This window comes from Roseivivax sediminis, from assembly GCF_900112685.1.
Lineage (GTDB): Bacteria > Pseudomonadota > Alphaproteobacteria > Rhodobacterales > Rhodobacteraceae > Roseivivax > Roseivivax sediminis.
This window is the reverse complement of record NZ_FOMS01000002.1, coordinates 515,623-530,964: the sequence shown is the minus strand read 5'-3', so window position 1 is coordinate 530,964 and position 15,342 is coordinate 515,623. Positions and strand designations below refer to the sequence as shown.

Below are 15,342 nucleotides of genomic sequence, written 5' to 3'. Positions count from 1 at the left end.
GCTATGGTAACCATAAATTGCGGCATGATTCGGGCAAATGCGGAGGCTTTTCCGCAAATCTGTGGCGTCAGCCCGCGCGCTGCAGCGTAAGTGTGACCCAATCGCCGATCACGTCGCGCTCCACCTCGGCGAATCCGGCGGCGTCATAGGCGGCCAGCGTCTCTTCCGCCTGCCGTGTCAGGATGCCGGACAGGATCGCGTGGCCGCCCGACTTGACACTGCGGCCCACCGCAGGGGCCAGCTCGATCAGCGGCGCCATCAGGATGTTCGCGAAGATCAGGTCGAAGGGCGCCGCCTCGGCGAGATCCGGGTGGTCGAAGCCAGTCGCCTCAATGCAGCGCACCCGGCCTTCGAGCGCATTGGCGCGCACATTGGCCTCGGCCACCTCGACCGCAACGGCGTCGATATCCGAGGCCAGCACCGGGTTCGGCCAGACCCGCGCCGCCGCCATCGCCAGGACCGCAGTGCCGCAGCCGATATCGGCCACGTTCCGCGCCGTGACGCCCGCGTCGATCAGGCGGTCGAGGGCGCGCAGGCATCCAAGCGTCGTGCCGTGATGCCCGGTGCCGAAGGCCATCGCCGCCTCGATCAGCAGGGGTTCGGCCCCCTCGGGGATCTTGTCGGCATCGTGGCTGCCGTAGACGAAGAAGCGCCCGGCCTCGACCGGCGTCAGCTCCCGCCGGACCTTGTCGACCCAGTCGGTATCCGGCACTTCGGAGACCGCGAACCCGGCGGCGCCGTAAGCGGCCGCCAGCAGCGCGAGGCCGACATCGTCGGGCAGCTCGTCGAAATAGCCGCCGACCTCCCAGAGGCCGCTGTCGTCCTCGACCTCGAACACGCCAACGCCGGTGGGCGCGGGATCGAGATCCTCGAGCGCCTCGCCCAGCGCTTCGGCCGGCTCGCGCCCCTTCAGGGTGGTCAGTGCTGTATACGTCGCCATGGCGTCGCCATATCCGCATTGCCCGCATCACCGCCAGCGGAAAATCGGCGTGCCTACCCTACCCGCAAATTCCGTCCCGGGGGCTTTGCGCCACCGCCATTCGAAAACCGGCGGGAACTCGCGCAGCGGCGGGCAGGTTAGGCCCGCAACGGTTGTGCGGGAGGGACGTCCAATGGAACAAAGCGCCCGACAGGATGTGTCGAACGCGATCACGGGACTCGATATCACGGTTCTCGCGATCTACTTCCTGATCGTCATCGGCATCGGCGTCTGGGTGTCCCGCCGCACCGAGTCGGGGGACGATCTGTTCCTGGCCGGCCGAACGCTGACCTGGACGGTCGTCGGCTTCTCTCTGTTCGCCTCCAACATCTCCTCGACCACGCTGATCGGCCTGACGGGCGCCGCCTACACCACCGGCATCGCCACATCCGCCTACGAATGGATGTCGGGCCTGCCGCTCATCATCCTCGCCTTCATCTTCGCGCCCCTGTTCTTCAAGGCGCGGGTCACGACGATCCCCGAGTGGCTGGAACGGCGCTACGACCGGCGTGCGCGGCTCTACTTCTCGGCGGTGACCATCGTGCTGACGGTGATCGTGGACACCGCCGGGGGGCTCTACGCGGGTGGAGTCGTGGTCAAGACCTTCTTTCCCGACATCCCGATCTGGCAGACCTGCGTGGGCCTCGGCATCTTCGCGGGCATCTACACCGCGTCGGGCGGGCTCAAGGCGGTGGTCTACACCGACGTTCTGCAGGCGGTCGTGCTCATCTTCGGCTGCGCGACGATGACCTACATCCTGTTCCAGGGTAACGACTTCTCCTGGCAGAACGTCAAGGACAGCATGCCGAACGAGGATCAGCTCAGCCTCGTCCTGCCGCGCGACAACGAAACGCTGCCGTGGACGGGCCTGTTCTTCGGCGTGCCGCTGCTGGGCTTCTGGTACTGGGTGACGAACCAGTACATCGTGCAACGCGTCCTCGGCGCGCGCGACCTGCGCGAGGCGCAGCGCGGCGCGATCCTCGGCGGCTTCCTCAAGATCATCCCGATGTTCATCATGGTCCTGCCGGGCGCGATGGCGATCACGGTCGTCCCGGACCTGTCGAACGCCGACATGGTGTTCCCCACCATCACCACCACGGTGCTGCCCGCCGGCCTGACGGGCCTCGTCCTCGCCGGTCTCGTCGCCGCGATCATGTCGAGCGTCGATTCCACGCTCAATTCGTCGTCGACGCTGATCGGCCACGACTTCATGAACATCGCCGACCGCGACCCGTCCGAGCAGCGCCGCATCGGCCAGATCACCACGCTGGTGCTGATGGTCATCGCGATCCTCTGGGCGCCGTTCATCGACGACATGGGCGGGCTCTGGGATTACCTGCAGCAGGCGTTCTCGGTCCTCGTGCCGCCGGTCGTGGCGATCTTCATCCTCGGCGCGCTGTGGAAGCGCGGCACCGACACCGCGGCGTTCACGACGCTCTGGGCCGGGCACGCCATCGCCATCGCCGTCTTCATCGCCACGCAGCTCGATTATTGGCCGATCCACTTCACCGCCAATGTCGGCCTGATGACGCTGGTGTCCTGCGTCATATACGCGGCGGTCAGCCTCGCCGGATCCCACGGCGCACAGGAGGAATACGAAGGCGCCACATGGACGCCCGAGCTCGCCACCGAGGCGCTGCGCGACGACGCGCCGGTCTATGCCAACGTGAAGATCTGGGCCGCGCTGCTCGGCGCAGCGATGCTGGCGATCCTGGTCCTCTTCTGGTGATCCACCTTGGCAGCGCAGCAAGAGACCTGCCTAAAAACGCCGGCCCGGCGCCCCTTCCCTGTTTCTTTGGGCCGACAAATACTCCGGGGGTCCGGGGGCAGCGCCCCCGGCCTCTCCGCCCGCGCCGCCGCTAGCGCCCCTCGCGCCAGCGGTTGACGATCGGATAGCGCCGGTCGAGCCAGAACGCCCTCTCCGACAGGCGTGTCCCCGGCGCCGACTGGAAGCGCTTGTATTCGCTGACGTAGATCAGGTGCTCGACCTTCGCGGCGTCCTCGCGCGCGTAGCCTTCGGCGACGCAATCCTCGATCGACCCGTCGCGGTCCACGAGGATCTTCAGGATGCCGTCCAGCACCGGGTAGTCGGGCAGCGAATCGCTGTCCTTCTGGTCCGTGCGCAGCTCTGCCGAGGGCGGCTTCGAGATGATGCGCGGCGGGATCACCTCGCCACCCGGCGCCTTCATCCAGGGCCGGTGTTCCGCGTTGCGCCAGCGGCAGATGTCGAAGACCCGCGTCTTGTAGAGATCCTTGATCGGGTTGTAGCCGCCGGCCATGTCGCCGTAGATCGTGGCGTAGCCCACCGCGACCTCGGACTTGTTGCCCGTGGTCAGCAGCATCTCTCCGAACTTGTTGGACAGCGCCATCAGCAGAAGGCCGCGCAGGCGGGACTGGATGTTCTCTTCGGTGAGATCCGCATCACGCCCCGCGAAAAGCGGCGCGAGCGTCTCGGTCACCGCGTCGCGCCCGCGGTCGATGGGCACGAAGTCGTAGGGGCAGCCCAGAAGCTCGGCCAGCGCCTTGGCGTCCTCCAGCGAATGCTCGGACGTGTATTCCGACGGCAGCATCACGCAGCGCACGTTCTCGGGCCCGATCGCGTCGGCGGCGATGGTCGCGACGAGCGCCGAGTCGACCCCGCCCGAGAGGCCCAGCAGCACCTTCGGGAACCCCGCCTTGCGCAGGTAATCGCCAAGACCGACGACCATCGCGTGATAATCCTGCTCCAGCGTGTCCGGGTGCCGGTCGAACCGGCCAGGCACCGCCCGCCAGCCGGCATCGGTGCGCTCGAGGTCCACATGCTCCACGCATTGCTCGAAGACCGGAAGCTGCAGCGCCATCTCGCCGCCGGGGTTGAGCACGAAGGACCCGCCGTCGAAGACCTGGTCGTCCTGTCCGCCGACGAGGTTCACGAAGACCAGCGGCAGCCCGGTCTCCACCGTGCGGGCGATCATGTGGTTGAGCCGCACCTCGTACTTTCCGCGGTGATAGGGCGACCCGTTCGGCACCAGCAGGAACTCCGCCCCGGTCTCGGCCTGGGTCTCGGCCACGTCCTCGTGCCAGGCGTCCTCGCAGATCGGGGAGCCGATGCGGGTGTTGCCCACCGAATACGGCCCGCCGACAGGGCCGGCATCGAAGACGCGCATCTCGTCGAACACCGCGTAGTTCGGCAGGTGGTGCTTGAGCAGCGTGGAAGCGACGTTCCCGCCCTTCAGGATGAAATAGGCGTTGTGCAGCTCCGTCCCCTCGAGCCACGGCCCGCCGATGGCGAGCGCGGGGCCGTCGGCGCAATCGGCGGCGAGCCGGCGGATCGTCTCGATCGCGGCGGCGTGGAAGGACGGCTTGGCGACGAGGTCCTGGGGGTTGTAGCCGGTCACGAACATCTCGGGCAGCGCGACCAGATCGGCGCCCGCGGCGCGGCCGGCCTCCCACGCATCCCGGGCGAGCGCGGCGTTGCCGGCGAGGTCGCCCACGGTCGCGTTGAGCTGTGCCAGTGTCAGGCGGAAGCGGTCGGCCATGCCTTGCCCCTGTCATCCTTCGGTCCGACGCCGACATAGCAGATGCGGCCGCGAGGGGAAGCGGATGCGGGAAAATGGAGCGCCACCGCCGCCGCCGCGAAAACGCCAGCCCCAGCCTTCCTCCCATCCAACAGCCCCGTGACCGCCACCCGAAAAACATTGTGAACCGCCCGTGGCTTCTCTAGGTTTCAGGCACTTTCCCGCACGGGCAGCGCAACCACGAGGAGCATCGGCGGACGCATGAGCGGTCAGGCGCGTCTTATCGCACTCGCAAGCCTTCTGTGGCTGGTGCCGGGCTTCGGCACGGCGCAGTCGGACGGCGAGGTCATCACCAAGCAATACGACGACGGCGGCGTCTACGAGGGCACGTTCCAGGACGGGCTGCAGCACGGGGAAGGCACCTACCGCCTGCCCAACGGCTACGAATATACCGGCGAATGGGCCGAGGGCGAGATCCGCGGCGAAGGCACCGCCAAGTTCCCCAACGGCTCGATCTACGAAGGCCAGTTCGCCAAGGGCAAGCCCGAGGGCGTGGGCAAGATCACCTTTGCCGACGGCGGCACCTACGAGGGCACCTGGAAGGACGGCAAGATCACCGGACAGGGTGTCGCGATCTACGCGAACGGCGTGCGCTACGAAGGCAACTTCCGCAATGCGCTGCACCACGGCCGCGGCACCATGACCGCGCCGTCGGGCTACACCTACGAAGGCGACTGGGTGAACGGCGTCAAGGAAGGCAACGGCACCATCACCTATCCCGACGGCTCGGTCTACGAGGGGCGCGTCTCGGGCGGCGCGCGCGAGGGCCAGGGCACGCTGACCATGCCCGACGGGCTGGTCTACGAGGGCACCTGGGACGACGGCCAGATCGATGGCCAGGGCAAGCTCACGCAGCCCGGCGGCGACATCTACGAGGGCGAGCTCGTGGCCGGCCGCCGCGACGGCACCGGCACCGTCACCTATGAAAACGGCGACGTCTACGAGGGCGAGTTCGAGGACGACCAGCGCCACGGACAGGGCACTTTCCGCGGCGCCGACGGGTACGAATACACCGGCACCTGGGTCGAGGGAGAGATCGAGGGCCAGGGCCAGGTCACCTACCCCGACGGGTCTGTCTATGTCGGGGAGCTGTCGGACGGGCTCGCCCACGGCACCGGGCGGATCACCTATCCCGACGGCTCGACCTACGAAGGCGACTGGGTGGACGGCGTGATCGAGGGCGAAGGCCGTGCGGAATACGCCAACGGACTGGTCTACGAGGGCGGGTTCGAGAACGCGCGAAATCACGGCCAGGGGGTGATGACCTACCCCGACGGCTATCGCTACGAGGGAGGCTGGGTCGACGGCCAGCGCGAGGGCGAAGGCACCGCGACCTATCCCGACGGCACCGTCTATGTCGGACAGTTCGAGGGCGGCCAGCGCCACGGCCAGGGCCGGATCGAGATGGCCGACGGCTTCCGCTACGACGGCGCCTGGGAAAACGGCGAGATCAGCGGTGAGGGCGTCGCCACCTATTCCAATGGCGACGTCTACCGCGGCATGTTCGCGGACGGCAAACGCCAGGGCGAAGGCACGATGCAATACGCCAGCGGCGAGGAACGCACCGGCGACTGGATCAACGGGGCCCTTGCCGAGGAGGCCTCGGCAGAGGCCGAGGAGGTCCCCGCCGACACGCCGCAGGCACCCGACGGCCCCGAGGCGGAGGCGCCGCAGACACCCGAAACGGACGAGCCGGACGCCGGGTCCGAGGACGGCTGACGGATGCACCGGGGGCTCGTGCCCTTCGCGCCCGGCCTGCACCTGGCCGCGGGGCCCCAGGTCGAGGGCGCCGCCGGCTTCCGCTTTCCCACCCGAATGGCTGTCGCCCGGCTCTCGGACGGCGGGCTCTTCGTCTGGTCCCCGGTGGCGCTCACGGACGGCCTGCGCCACGCGGTCGATGCGCTCGGCCCGGTGCGGCACCTCGTGGCACCGAACCGCCTCCACCACGCGTTCCTCTCCGAGTGGCGCGCGGCCTATCCAGACGCCGTCCTCTACGCGGCCCCCGGGCTCGCCGCGAAACGGCCCGACCTGGCCTTCGACGCCGAGCTCGGCGCTGAGCCGGCCCCGGGCTGGGACGGCGACATCGACCAGGCGCTGATCGGCGGCAACCTCATCGCGACCGAGATCGTCTTCTTCCACCGCCAGAGCGCGACGGTGCTGGTCTGCGACCTCCTGCAGAACATGGAGGAGAGCCGCTTCACCGGCTGGCGGCGCCTTGTTGCGCGGCTCGACCGCATGACCGGGCCGGCGCCGGCAATGCCCCGCAAGTTCCGCGCCGCCTTCCTCCGCCCCTCTGCCGCGCGGGACGGTGTGCGCCGCCTGCTGGCCTGGCCGGCCGAACGGCTCGTCGTCGCGCACGGCACCCCGGTGGAGCGGAACGCAGCCCGCATCCTGCAACGGCGCTTCTGCTGGCTCGCCTGAGCCGGCGGGAACCGCCCGCGCCACGGCGCGGTTTTCGGCCCGCAGGCGACATGCGGGAGAAGGCGATGGGTTACGCGAAAGGCGACCGGGTGGAATGGGACTGGGGCAACGGCACAGCCTCGGGAGAGATCGAGGAGCGGTTCACGCAGGACGTGACCCGCACCATCAAGGGCCACCAGGTGAAGCGGACGGCGAGCGTGAACGAACCCGCCTTCCTGATCCGGCAGGGCGACGGTACGCCAGTGCTGAAATCCATCACCGAACTGCGCAAGCGGTAGGGCCTCCGGCTCCGCCTCGCCGTTCCGCGGCGCGGCACTGGCGCCTCAGTGACCTCGTGACGTTGCGGCTGCGTCACCGCACCCGCTTGGCGACGGGCCTGCCGCGGCGTTAGCGTCCCGGCAGGTGCAGTTCCAGGTGGCCCATGTCCGATACCCCCCTTATCCCCGCCGACCGGGTGCGCAGGCTCTCCGCCGCGCTGCCCTTCTGGATGTCGCTTCTGCTGCTCCCGGCGCTCTGGCTCGGGGCGGCCCTTGGCGGGCTCTGGGTGCTGCTGCCGCCGCTGATGGCCTGGTACCTGTTCTCCGCGCTCGACGCGGCGCTGGGGCTGAACACCGACAACGCGGACCCCTCCATCGAGGAGTCGCAACTCTTCTGGTACCGCCTGGTCACGCTCGTTTGGGTCCCCGCGCAGGCGGCCAGCCTCTTCGCGCTCCTGTGGTACGTGCCCCGGGCCGGGCATCTGGACACCGCCGAGGCGATCGGCGTCTTTTTCGGCATGGGCGTTCTGTCCGGCACGATCGGCATCAACTACGCGCACGAGCTGATGCACCAGCGCAATGCGTGGGAACGCCGGCTGGGCGACCTCTTGCTCGCCATGGTGCTCTACTCGCATTTCCGGTCCGAGCACCTGCTGGTCCACCACCGCTATGTCGGCACGCCGCGCGATCCGGTCACGGCGCGCTACAACGAAGGCTTCCACCGCTTCTATCCGCGCGTGCTGCGGCAATCGCTGACCTCCGCCTTCAAGGCCGAACGCGACATGCTGGCGCGGCGCGGCCTGCCCTGGACGCATCGCCGCAACCCGTTCTGGGTCTACTGGACGCTGCAGGGCGGCTGCCTGCTGGCGGCGGCAGCGCTCGGTGGCTGGGCCGGGCTGGGGTTGTTCCTGGTGCAGGCCGGTGTCGCGATCTGGCAGCTCGAACTGGTGAACTACATCGAACATTACGGGCTGACGCGGAAACATCTCGGCGACGGCAAGTACGAACACGTCAAACCGCGCCATTCCTGGAACGCAGCCTACACCGCGTCGAACTGGCTGCTGATCAACCTGCAGCGCCATTCGGATCACCACTACAAGCCCGACCGGCGCTTCCCGCTTCTGCAGAACTATTCCGAGGAGGAGGCGCCGCAGCTCCCTTACGGCTACCCCCTGATGACGATGGCGGCGATGATCCCGCCGCTCTGGCGCCGGGTGATGAACCCGCGCGTGCGCGCCTGGCGGCGCACGTTCTACCCCGAGATCGAGGATTGGCGCCCCTACAACCGCCACGCCACCCCGCTTCCCCGCTAAACCGGCCGGGGTCACTCCCACCAGCGGTCGATCTCGGCGATGTCGTCGTCGGACCAGCCGAAATGATGCGCGATCTCGTGCACCACCACGTGCGCGACGAGGTCCTGCAAGGTAACGTCGCCCCGGTCGCGCCACTCCGCCAGGATCGGCTCGCGGAAGAGCCACACGATGTCGGGAAAGGGCGCGGGATCGCTCACCGACTTCTCGGTCAGCGGGATCCCGTCGTAGAGCCCGGTGAGCTCCAGCGGCTCCGTCATCCCCAGATCGGCCAGCATGTCGGCGTCCGGCCAGTCCTCCACCCGCAGGAGCACGTCGCGCGAGCGTTCGGCGAAAGGCGAGGGCAAAGCGGCCAGCGCGTCGCGGGCCATTGCTTCGAAACTGTCGGGATCGGTCCGGGTCATCCACCGGATATGCCCCGCGCGGGGCAACAGGAAAAGCCCTGCAATGACGCACAGATGCTTTGCGCTGCACCGCGGAACGCAGCGTCTATACCGTGGGTTTCAGGCATAGACAGATTGAAATGACAGGGAACAGCATCATGGCCCAACCGAAGATCACCATCGTTTTCTATTCCACCTATGGCACCAATCACGCGATGGCTCAGGAGGTCCAGAAGGCCGCCACCGCCGCCGGCGCCGAGGTCCGCCTGCGCCGCGTGCCCGAAACCGCCCCGAAAGAGGTCGTGGAGGGCCAGGACGCCTGGAAAGAGCAGCTCGAGAAGATGTCGGATATCCCCGAGGTCAGCCACGACGACATGACCTGGGCCGACGGCTACTTCTTCCTCACGCCAACGCGCTACGGCAACGCCACCAGCCAGATGCGCGCCTTCATCGACACGCTCGGCCCGCTCTGGATGGAGGGCAAGCTCGCCGACAAGACGGTGACCGCGGCGACGTCGGCGAACACGGTGCACGGCGGGCACGAAACCACGCTCTGGTCGCTGCACGTGACCTTCATGCACTGGGGCTGCATCCTCGTCGCGCCGGGCTATACCGACCAGTCGATCTTCGACGCGGGCGGCAACCCCTACGGTTTCTCCAAGGCCGCGGGCGAGCTGTCGGACACCGACAAGGCAGCGCTGGCACACCAGGCCACGCGACTCGTCCAGAAGACCGAGAAGCTCATCGCCTGATACGGCGGACAATGGCGCAAACGGGCGGGCGCGTCGCTTTCCGGCGCGCCCGCCGACGTCTTTCGTGGCATCGCGGGCGATCCCTGATTGCCCACGGGCCGACCGATGATCGCCACCCACAGCCTGTCCGACGCCTTTTCTCCGACCGAATGCGACCGCATCCGCGCGCTCGCGGACGTCGCGCCCGCGGCCGATGCGCGGCTGGTCGGTACGCGGCGCGACCACAACCAGCGCCGGGCGGAGCTTGTCTGGCTCGACTCGGTGGAGGGCGCGGACTGGGTGATGGACCGGATCGTCGACGTGGTGCGCGCCGCCAACCGTGCGGTCTTCGGCTTCGACCTCACCGAGTTCGCCGAGAGCGCGCAGGTCGCCCGCTACGGCGCCGAGCGCGAAGGCCATTTCGACTGGCACGCCGATATCGGCGACGGCCCGCACGCGCGGCGGCGCAAACTGACCATGGTCGTGCAGCTCTCGCCCCTCTCGGATTACGCGGGAGGAACGCTGGAGATCATGCCGAGCGCCGGTGTGATCAAGGCGCCGCGCGACCAGGGGACTGCGACGCTGTTCCCCTCCTTCCTGCTGCACCGGGTGACGCCGGTGACCGAGGGTGCGCGCCAGTCGCTGACGATCTGGGCGCACGGGCCGGCCTTTCGCTGACCGCCGAACGCGCCTCAGTCGAGCGGGAACTCCGCCAACTCTTCGTAGACCGCACCGGCCTTGGTCAGGAAAGATTCGTAGAGGACGAAGCGATCCGCCGGGATATCCTCTACCGTCATGTTCGCTTCGTGCTTGAGGAAGTCGGCGAGCTTGCGCTCCTCCTCCGGGTCGAGCCGCCCGGGCAGGCGCGCGAATGTGACGTGCGGGCGGAAGCGCCGCCGCTCCAGCGTGATACCGGCACCGTGGAGGCGCGAGCGGATGCGGTCGTGCAGATCGCGGAGGGGCGCACCGCCCTCGGCGGCGAGCGCCAGCGCGTACCCGGTCTGTGCGTTTCCGAAGCTCTGCACCCCGGACAGGCGGTAGGTGAAGGCGGGCGGGGCCAGCGTCTCAAGACCGTCAGCGGCCTCGCGCAGGTCGGCTTCGGGCACTTCGCCAATAAAGGCGAGCGTCAGATGCATGGTCTCGGGCTCGAGCGTGCGACCGACGTCGAGTCGATCTCCCATCGCCTCCAGCACCTCGGCGTCGGACGGCGGCAGCGGCAGGGCGATGAAGGCGCGCATGGTCTCGGGCTCCTCCGGGATGGGTCATGGCCGGTTCGTAGCGCGCGGCGCCGGCGGTTTACAGGGGTGGTCAGATCGCCCGGCCTACGGGCGCGGTCGCCCTACTCCGCCGGTGTCGCGAGCGCGCCGGCGAAGACCGTCTCGTGCCCCGGTTCGGGGTGCCGGGGGATCAGCAGCGCGAGCAGCAGCGAGGTGCCTGCCATGGCGGCCGCCAGCAGGAATACGGCCTGCGGCGAGACGAGCCACAGATAGCCCAAGAGCGCCGGCAGAAAGACCGCCGCTATGTGGTTGATGGTGAAGGCGACCGCCGCCGTCGGCGCGATGTCACCGGGATCGGCGATCTTCTGGAAATAGGTCTTCAGCGCCAGCGCCAGCGCGAAGAACAGGTGATCGATCACGTAGAGCGCCGCCGCCAGCGCCACGCCCCAGCCGAACCAGTAGACCCCGCCATAGGCGAGGAACACGCCCACCAGCCCGACATATTCGAAGGCCAGCGCGTTGCGTTCCCCGAACCGGTGCACGGCCAGGCCCATCATCGGCGCGAGCACCATGTTGGCCACGAGGTTGATCAGAAACAGCGCTGTAACCTCATGCACCTCGAATCCGAACCGTTCCACCATCATGAAGCCGGCGAAGACAATGAAGATCTGCCGCCGCGCGCCCGACATGAACTGCAGCGCGTAGTAGAGCCAGTAGCGCCGGCGCAGCACGAAGCTCTTGAGCTGCGGATTCGGCGCCTCGATCCGCGGCATCGCCAGCGCGCAATAGGCGGTAATCGCCAGCGTCAGCCCGCCCGAGACGAGGTAGACGAAGTTGTACGACAGATCGAACGTCTCCCAGGTCAGCACGATGGCGACATAGGCGACGAGCGTGGCCGCCGACGCCGCGGCGAGGATCAGGCCCAGCATCTGCGGCGCGCGGTCCTTCGGCAGCCATTGCAGCTGCAGCGACTGGTTCACCGTCTCGTAGTAGTGAAAGCCGATGGAGCTGAGCATGGTGATCGTCAGGATTCCGCCCAGCGACGGGAACCAGGCCGTCACCGCTGTCGCCGCGCCGAGCAGCGCCAGCGACACCAGCGCCAGCGTCTGTTCGCGCATGAAGACGATGAGGGCGATCACGCCGATGGCGAGAAAACCGGGGATCTCGCGAACCGTGTGCAGCCAGCCGATATCGGCGCCGTCGAAATCCGCCGCCTCCACCACGAAGTTGTTCAGAAGCGCCGACCATGTCGCGAAGGACAGCGGCATGGCGATGGCCATCAGGAAGAGCAGCGTCACGGGACGCTGCCAGAACGGCAAGTGGCGGGCATCGCCAAGCGGGACGATCCGGGTCATGGCCGAGGATTAGGCAAACCGCCGTTGCTTGGCGAGCGCAAAACGCGCCCGCCTCGGGCCGGTGCGGTCGCAAGCGTCCTTCGGAGCGCAGCGCCGCGCCCCGCCCTCAGCTGCCGGTGAACCGGTATTCCACGTCCGAGAACCGGTCGCGCGGGAAGCCGTAGAGGAAGCGCAGCCCGTCCGGCCCCGCCACCACGTCATGCTCCGCGTCGCCGGGGATGAAGAGCGCCACGCCTGACCCGATGGCGTGCGCCACCCCGTCGATGGTGACGACGCCCGATCCGGCGAGACCGAAATAGAACTCCGCCGGCGTGTGCCGGTGCGGGCGCAGCGTGCCCTCCGCGCCGAACTCCGCCACGCCGAGCGTCATGGCCGCCGTGTCGGTCCGGTCGGCCGAGAACAGGGTGCGCCAGCGGACAGTGCCGAAGGCCGGGTCCTCGCCGCCCTCAAGCGGGGCGTGATCCGCGTTCGCCACCACCGGCAGGGCCGCGGCCCAGGCCGCCATCTCCAGATCCGCAAGCGCCATCCGCATGTCCTCCGTCGCGCGTCGTTCCTTGTCCCGAAAAGATGACACACCGGCGACAGGCGGTCGCGCTCATGCGCGACGAGGCGGCGTCGGTTCCGGGCGGCCCGGAACCGACAGGATCGTCGCAAACGGACGGGTCAGGCGCGCAGGCGCCAGCCGGTCTGGAAGATCCGCCATATCGCCGCGAGGCAGAGCGCGGTGAACCCCGCGATGGCCAGGAGGCTCACCAGCACCGGGACGTCCGCCAGCCCGTAGAACGCCCAGCGGAAGCCCGAGATCAGATAGACGACCGGATTGAGCAGCGCGACCTTCTGCCAGAACTCAGGCAGCATGGAGATCGAGTAGAACGCGCCCCCGAGGAAGATCAGCGGCGTGACCACCAGAAGCGGCACCAGCTGCAATTGTTCGAAGTTCGACGCCCAGATGCCGATGATGAACCCCATGAGCGCGAAGCTCAGGCAGGTCAGCATCAGGAACGCGACCATTGCCACCGGATGCTCCACCCGAAGCGGCACGAACATCGACGCGGTTACCAGGATCACCACGCCGATGAACAACGCCTTGGTCGCCGCCGCGCCGACATAGCCGGTGACGATTTCAAGGAAGTTGATCGGTGCCGACAGCAGCTCGTAGATCGTGCCGATGAATTTCGGGAAGTAGATGCCGAAGGAGGCGTTGGAAATCGCCTGCGTCATCACCGACAGCATCACCAGCCCGGGCACGATGAAGGCGCCGTAGCTGACGCCCTCGACCTCGTCGATGCGGCTGCCGATGGCGGCGCCGAACACGACGAAGTAGAGCGAGGTGGTGATCACCGGCGCCACGAAGCTCTGCACGATGGTGCGGAAGAAGCGCGCCATCTCGAATCGGTAGATCGCGCCCACGGCCATCCAGTTCATGCGCCCGTCTCCTCGGTACTGTCGTCGTGCACGAGGTTGACGAAGATGTCCTCGAGCGTGTTCTGGCTGGTGCGCAGATCCTTCAGGATCACGCCCGCCGCATTCATTTCGGTCATCAGCCGGGCGATGCCCGTGCGCTCCGCCCCGGTGTCGTAGCTGTAGACCAGCGTGTGACCGTCGTCCGCGAGCGCGAGGTCGAACTCGGCCAGCGCGTCCGGTACCGCGCCCAGCGGCTCCTGCAGGTCGATGCGCAGCTCCTTGCGCCCGAGGCGCGTCATCAACGCCGCCTTCTCCTCCACCAGCAGGAGCTGCCCGCCCGAGATCACGCCGATGCGGTCGGCGATGGCTTCGGCTTCCTCGATGTAATGGGTGGTCAGGATGATCGTCACGCCAGAGGCACGCAGCCCGTCAACGATGCGCCACATGTCGCGGCGCAATTCCACGTCGACACCGGCGGTGGGCTCGTCGAGGAATAACACCTTCGGCTCGTGGCTCAGCGCCTTGGCGATCAGCACCCGGCGCTTCATGCCGCCCGACAGTTCCTTGATCTTGGCGTTGCGCTTGTCCCAGAGCGAGAGTTGCTTGAGCAGGTCTTCGAGCAGCGCATCGTCGCGCCGCTTGCCAAAGACGCCGCGGGTGAAGCGGACCGTGCTCCACACCGTCTCGAACGGCTCGAGATTGACCTCCTGTGGCACCAGGCCGATCAGGTCGCGCGCGGCACGGTACTCCGTCACCACGTCGTTTCCACCGACCCGGATCGCGCCGGACGAGGGCAGCGCGATGCCGCAGATACAAGAGATCAACGTGGTCTTGCCGGCGCCGTTCGGCCCCAGCAGCGCCAGGATCTCGCCGTCCTCGATGTCGAGGGTCACGCCTTTCAGCGCCTCGAACCCGCCGTCATAGACCTTTCGGGCGTCGCGTATCTCCACCATCGGCGCCATGCGGGGCTCCTTATTCGTTGCGCGCTACAGGTAGCGACTGCGCGGCCTCGCGCCAATGTGCGATCCGGCCCTGCCGTCTGTGCGCGGGCGGCGGGCGCCCTGCCCCGACACCCAGCGCCGTCCGTAGGGTGGGCAATCTGCCCACCCCGCAAACGAAAACACCCGGCGTCACCGCCGGGTGAAAAAACTCTTCGCAGGACCCGGCCTCAGTTCAGGCGCTGGTCCACCGTGGAGATCGAGCCGTCGATCAGCTCCGCCTGCTTCTCGGCGGTCATCTGCTCGGCCACCACCTCGCGCGCCGCAGCAACGGCGATGTTCACCGCGCGGTTGCGCACTTCGGCGACCGCCGATGCCTCGGCCGAGGCGATCTGCTCTTCCGCGGCTGCCAGCCGGCGTTCGATCGACTTGTCGATGTCCACCTTCGCCTGCTCGGCCGCCGCGCGCGCATCTTCGCGCGCCTGCGCGACGATGCGGTCGGCCTGCTCCTGCACGTCGCGCTGCTTGCGCTCGTAGGAGGCCAGGAGGCTCTGCGCTTCCTCGCGGATGGTGCGCGCCTCGTCGAGTTCGCCCTGGATGCCTTCCGCACGCTGATCGAGCATCTTGCCGACCATCGCGGGCACGTTGAAGTACATCAGCACCGCGATGAACAGCACGAAGGCCAGAAGCACGATGAAGTCGGTGTTGTTGAGCGAGAAGAACACGTCTCCCGCCGCCGCCGCGGGCGAAGCCGCCAGCGCGGCCGCTGCAATGGTCAGATACCGCATCG

Annotated in this window: 16 protein-coding genes; 7 read left to right on the top strand and 9 right to left on the bottom strand. The window is 68.0% G+C overall.

Annotation, left to right across the window (positions count from 1 at the left end; translation table 11 throughout):
* Positions 1-67: 67 nt before the first annotated feature.
* Positions 68-940 (bottom strand): 50S ribosomal protein L11 methyltransferase, encoded by an 873-nt coding sequence (locus F3H57_RS05495; RefSeq protein WP_149754849.1) that lies wholly within the window; start codon positions 938-940, stop codon positions 68-70.
* A gap of 172 nt (positions 941-1,112) precedes the next feature.
* Here F3H57_RS05495 and F3H57_RS05490 point away from each other — a divergent pair, with 172 nt between their 5' ends.
* Entirely contained in the window at positions 1,113-2,708 is a 1,596-nt protein-coding gene (locus F3H57_RS05490; protein WP_149754848.1) for a sodium:solute symporter, read from the top strand.
* A 130-nt stretch (positions 2,709-2,838) separates the two neighbouring features.
* Here F3H57_RS05490 and F3H57_RS05485 read toward each other — a convergent pair whose 3' ends face one another.
* Positions 2,839-4,497: an NAD+ synthase gene (locus F3H57_RS05485; protein WP_149754847.1), complete on the bottom strand. Its 1,659-nt coding sequence runs from the start codon at positions 4,495-4,497 to the stop codon at positions 2,839-2,841.
* A gap of 240 nt (positions 4,498-4,737) precedes the next feature.
* Here F3H57_RS05485 and F3H57_RS05480 point away from each other — a divergent pair, with 240 nt between their 5' ends.
* The 4 genes from F3H57_RS05480 (at position 4,738) to F3H57_RS05465 (ending at position 8,527) form a co-directional block, all read left to right on the top strand.
* Positions 4,738-6,255: an MORN repeat-containing protein gene (locus F3H57_RS05480; protein ID WP_149754846.1), complete on the top strand. Its 1,518-nt coding sequence runs from the start codon at positions 4,738-4,740 to the stop codon at positions 6,253-6,255.
* Positions 6,256-6,258: 3 nt separating this feature from the next.
* Entirely contained in the window at positions 6,259-6,957 is a 699-nt protein-coding gene (locus F3H57_RS05475) for a DUF4336 domain-containing protein (RefSeq protein WP_149754845.1), read from the top strand.
* Between the two features lie 65 nt (positions 6,958-7,022).
* Positions 7,023-7,235: a hypervirulence associated TUDOR domain-containing protein gene (locus F3H57_RS05470; protein ID WP_188129602.1), complete on the top strand. Its 213-nt coding sequence runs from the start codon at positions 7,023-7,025 to the stop codon at positions 7,233-7,235.
* A 143-nt stretch (positions 7,236-7,378) separates the two neighbouring features.
* Positions 7,379-8,527 (top strand): alkane 1-monooxygenase, encoded by a 1,149-nt coding sequence (locus F3H57_RS05465; protein ID WP_149754843.1) that lies wholly within the window; start codon positions 7,379-7,381, stop codon positions 8,525-8,527.
* Positions 8,528-8,538: 11 nt separating this feature from the next.
* Here the strand turns inward: F3H57_RS05465 and F3H57_RS05460 are convergent, their stop codons facing one another.
* Entirely contained in the window at positions 8,539-8,928 is a 390-nt protein-coding gene (locus F3H57_RS05460) for a metallopeptidase family protein (protein WP_149754842.1), read from the bottom strand.
* A gap of 137 nt (positions 8,929-9,065) precedes the next feature.
* On the opposite strand from F3H57_RS05460, the gene wrbA reads away from it, so the two are divergent.
* Together wrbA and F3H57_RS05450 are read left to right on the top strand one after the other, a co-directional pair.
* Positions 9,066-9,659 carry an NAD(P)H:quinone oxidoreductase gene (wrbA, locus tag F3H57_RS05455; RefSeq protein ID WP_149754841.1) on the top strand — a complete coding sequence of 198 codons (594 nt, stop codon included), beginning with the start codon at positions 9,066-9,068 and terminating at the stop codon, positions 9,657-9,659.
* 105 nt (positions 9,660-9,764) lie between these two features.
* The gene (locus tag F3H57_RS05450; protein WP_149754840.1) at positions 9,765-10,316 is read left to right on the top strand and encodes a 2OG-Fe(II) oxygenase; all 552 of its coding nucleotides are present in this window, start codon (positions 9,765-9,767) and stop codon (positions 10,314-10,316) included.
* A 14-nt stretch (positions 10,317-10,330) separates the two neighbouring features.
* Here F3H57_RS05450 and thpR read toward each other — a convergent pair whose 3' ends face one another.
* The 6 genes from thpR to F3H57_RS05420 all read right to left on the bottom strand — a co-directional run bounded on the left by thpR (position 10,331) and on the right by F3H57_RS05420 (position 15,340).
* Entirely contained in the window at positions 10,331-10,876 is a 546-nt protein-coding gene (gene thpR / locus F3H57_RS05445) for an RNA 2',3'-cyclic phosphodiesterase (RefSeq protein WP_149754839.1), read from the bottom strand.
* Between the two features lie 101 nt (positions 10,877-10,977).
* A complete protein-coding gene (locus F3H57_RS05440; protein WP_149754838.1) occupies positions 10,978-12,210 on the bottom strand; it encodes an MFS transporter in 1,233 nt (410 codons plus the stop codon).
* Between the two features lie 106 nt (positions 12,211-12,316).
* Positions 12,317-12,736, bottom strand: a complete 420-nt coding sequence (locus F3H57_RS05435; RefSeq protein ID WP_223162971.1) for a cupin domain-containing protein — start codon at positions 12,734-12,736, stop codon at positions 12,317-12,319.
* Between the two features lie 137 nt (positions 12,737-12,873).
* Positions 12,874-13,635: an ABC transporter permease gene (locus tag F3H57_RS05430; protein WP_149754836.1), complete on the bottom strand. Its 762-nt coding sequence runs from the start codon at positions 13,633-13,635 to the stop codon at positions 12,874-12,876.
* Positions 13,632-14,576, bottom strand: a complete 945-nt coding sequence (locus F3H57_RS05425; protein ID WP_149754835.1) for an ABC transporter ATP-binding protein — start codon at positions 14,574-14,576, stop codon at positions 13,632-13,634. The genes F3H57_RS05430 and F3H57_RS05425 overlap by 4 nt, the downstream gene beginning before the upstream one ends.
* A gap of 206 nt (positions 14,577-14,782) precedes the next feature.
* On the bottom strand, positions 14,783-15,340 hold the full coding sequence (locus F3H57_RS05420; protein ID WP_149754834.1) for a F0F1 ATP synthase subunit B: 558 nt from the start codon (positions 15,338-15,340) through the stop codon (positions 14,783-14,785).
* Positions 15,341-15,342: the final 2 nt, after the last annotated feature.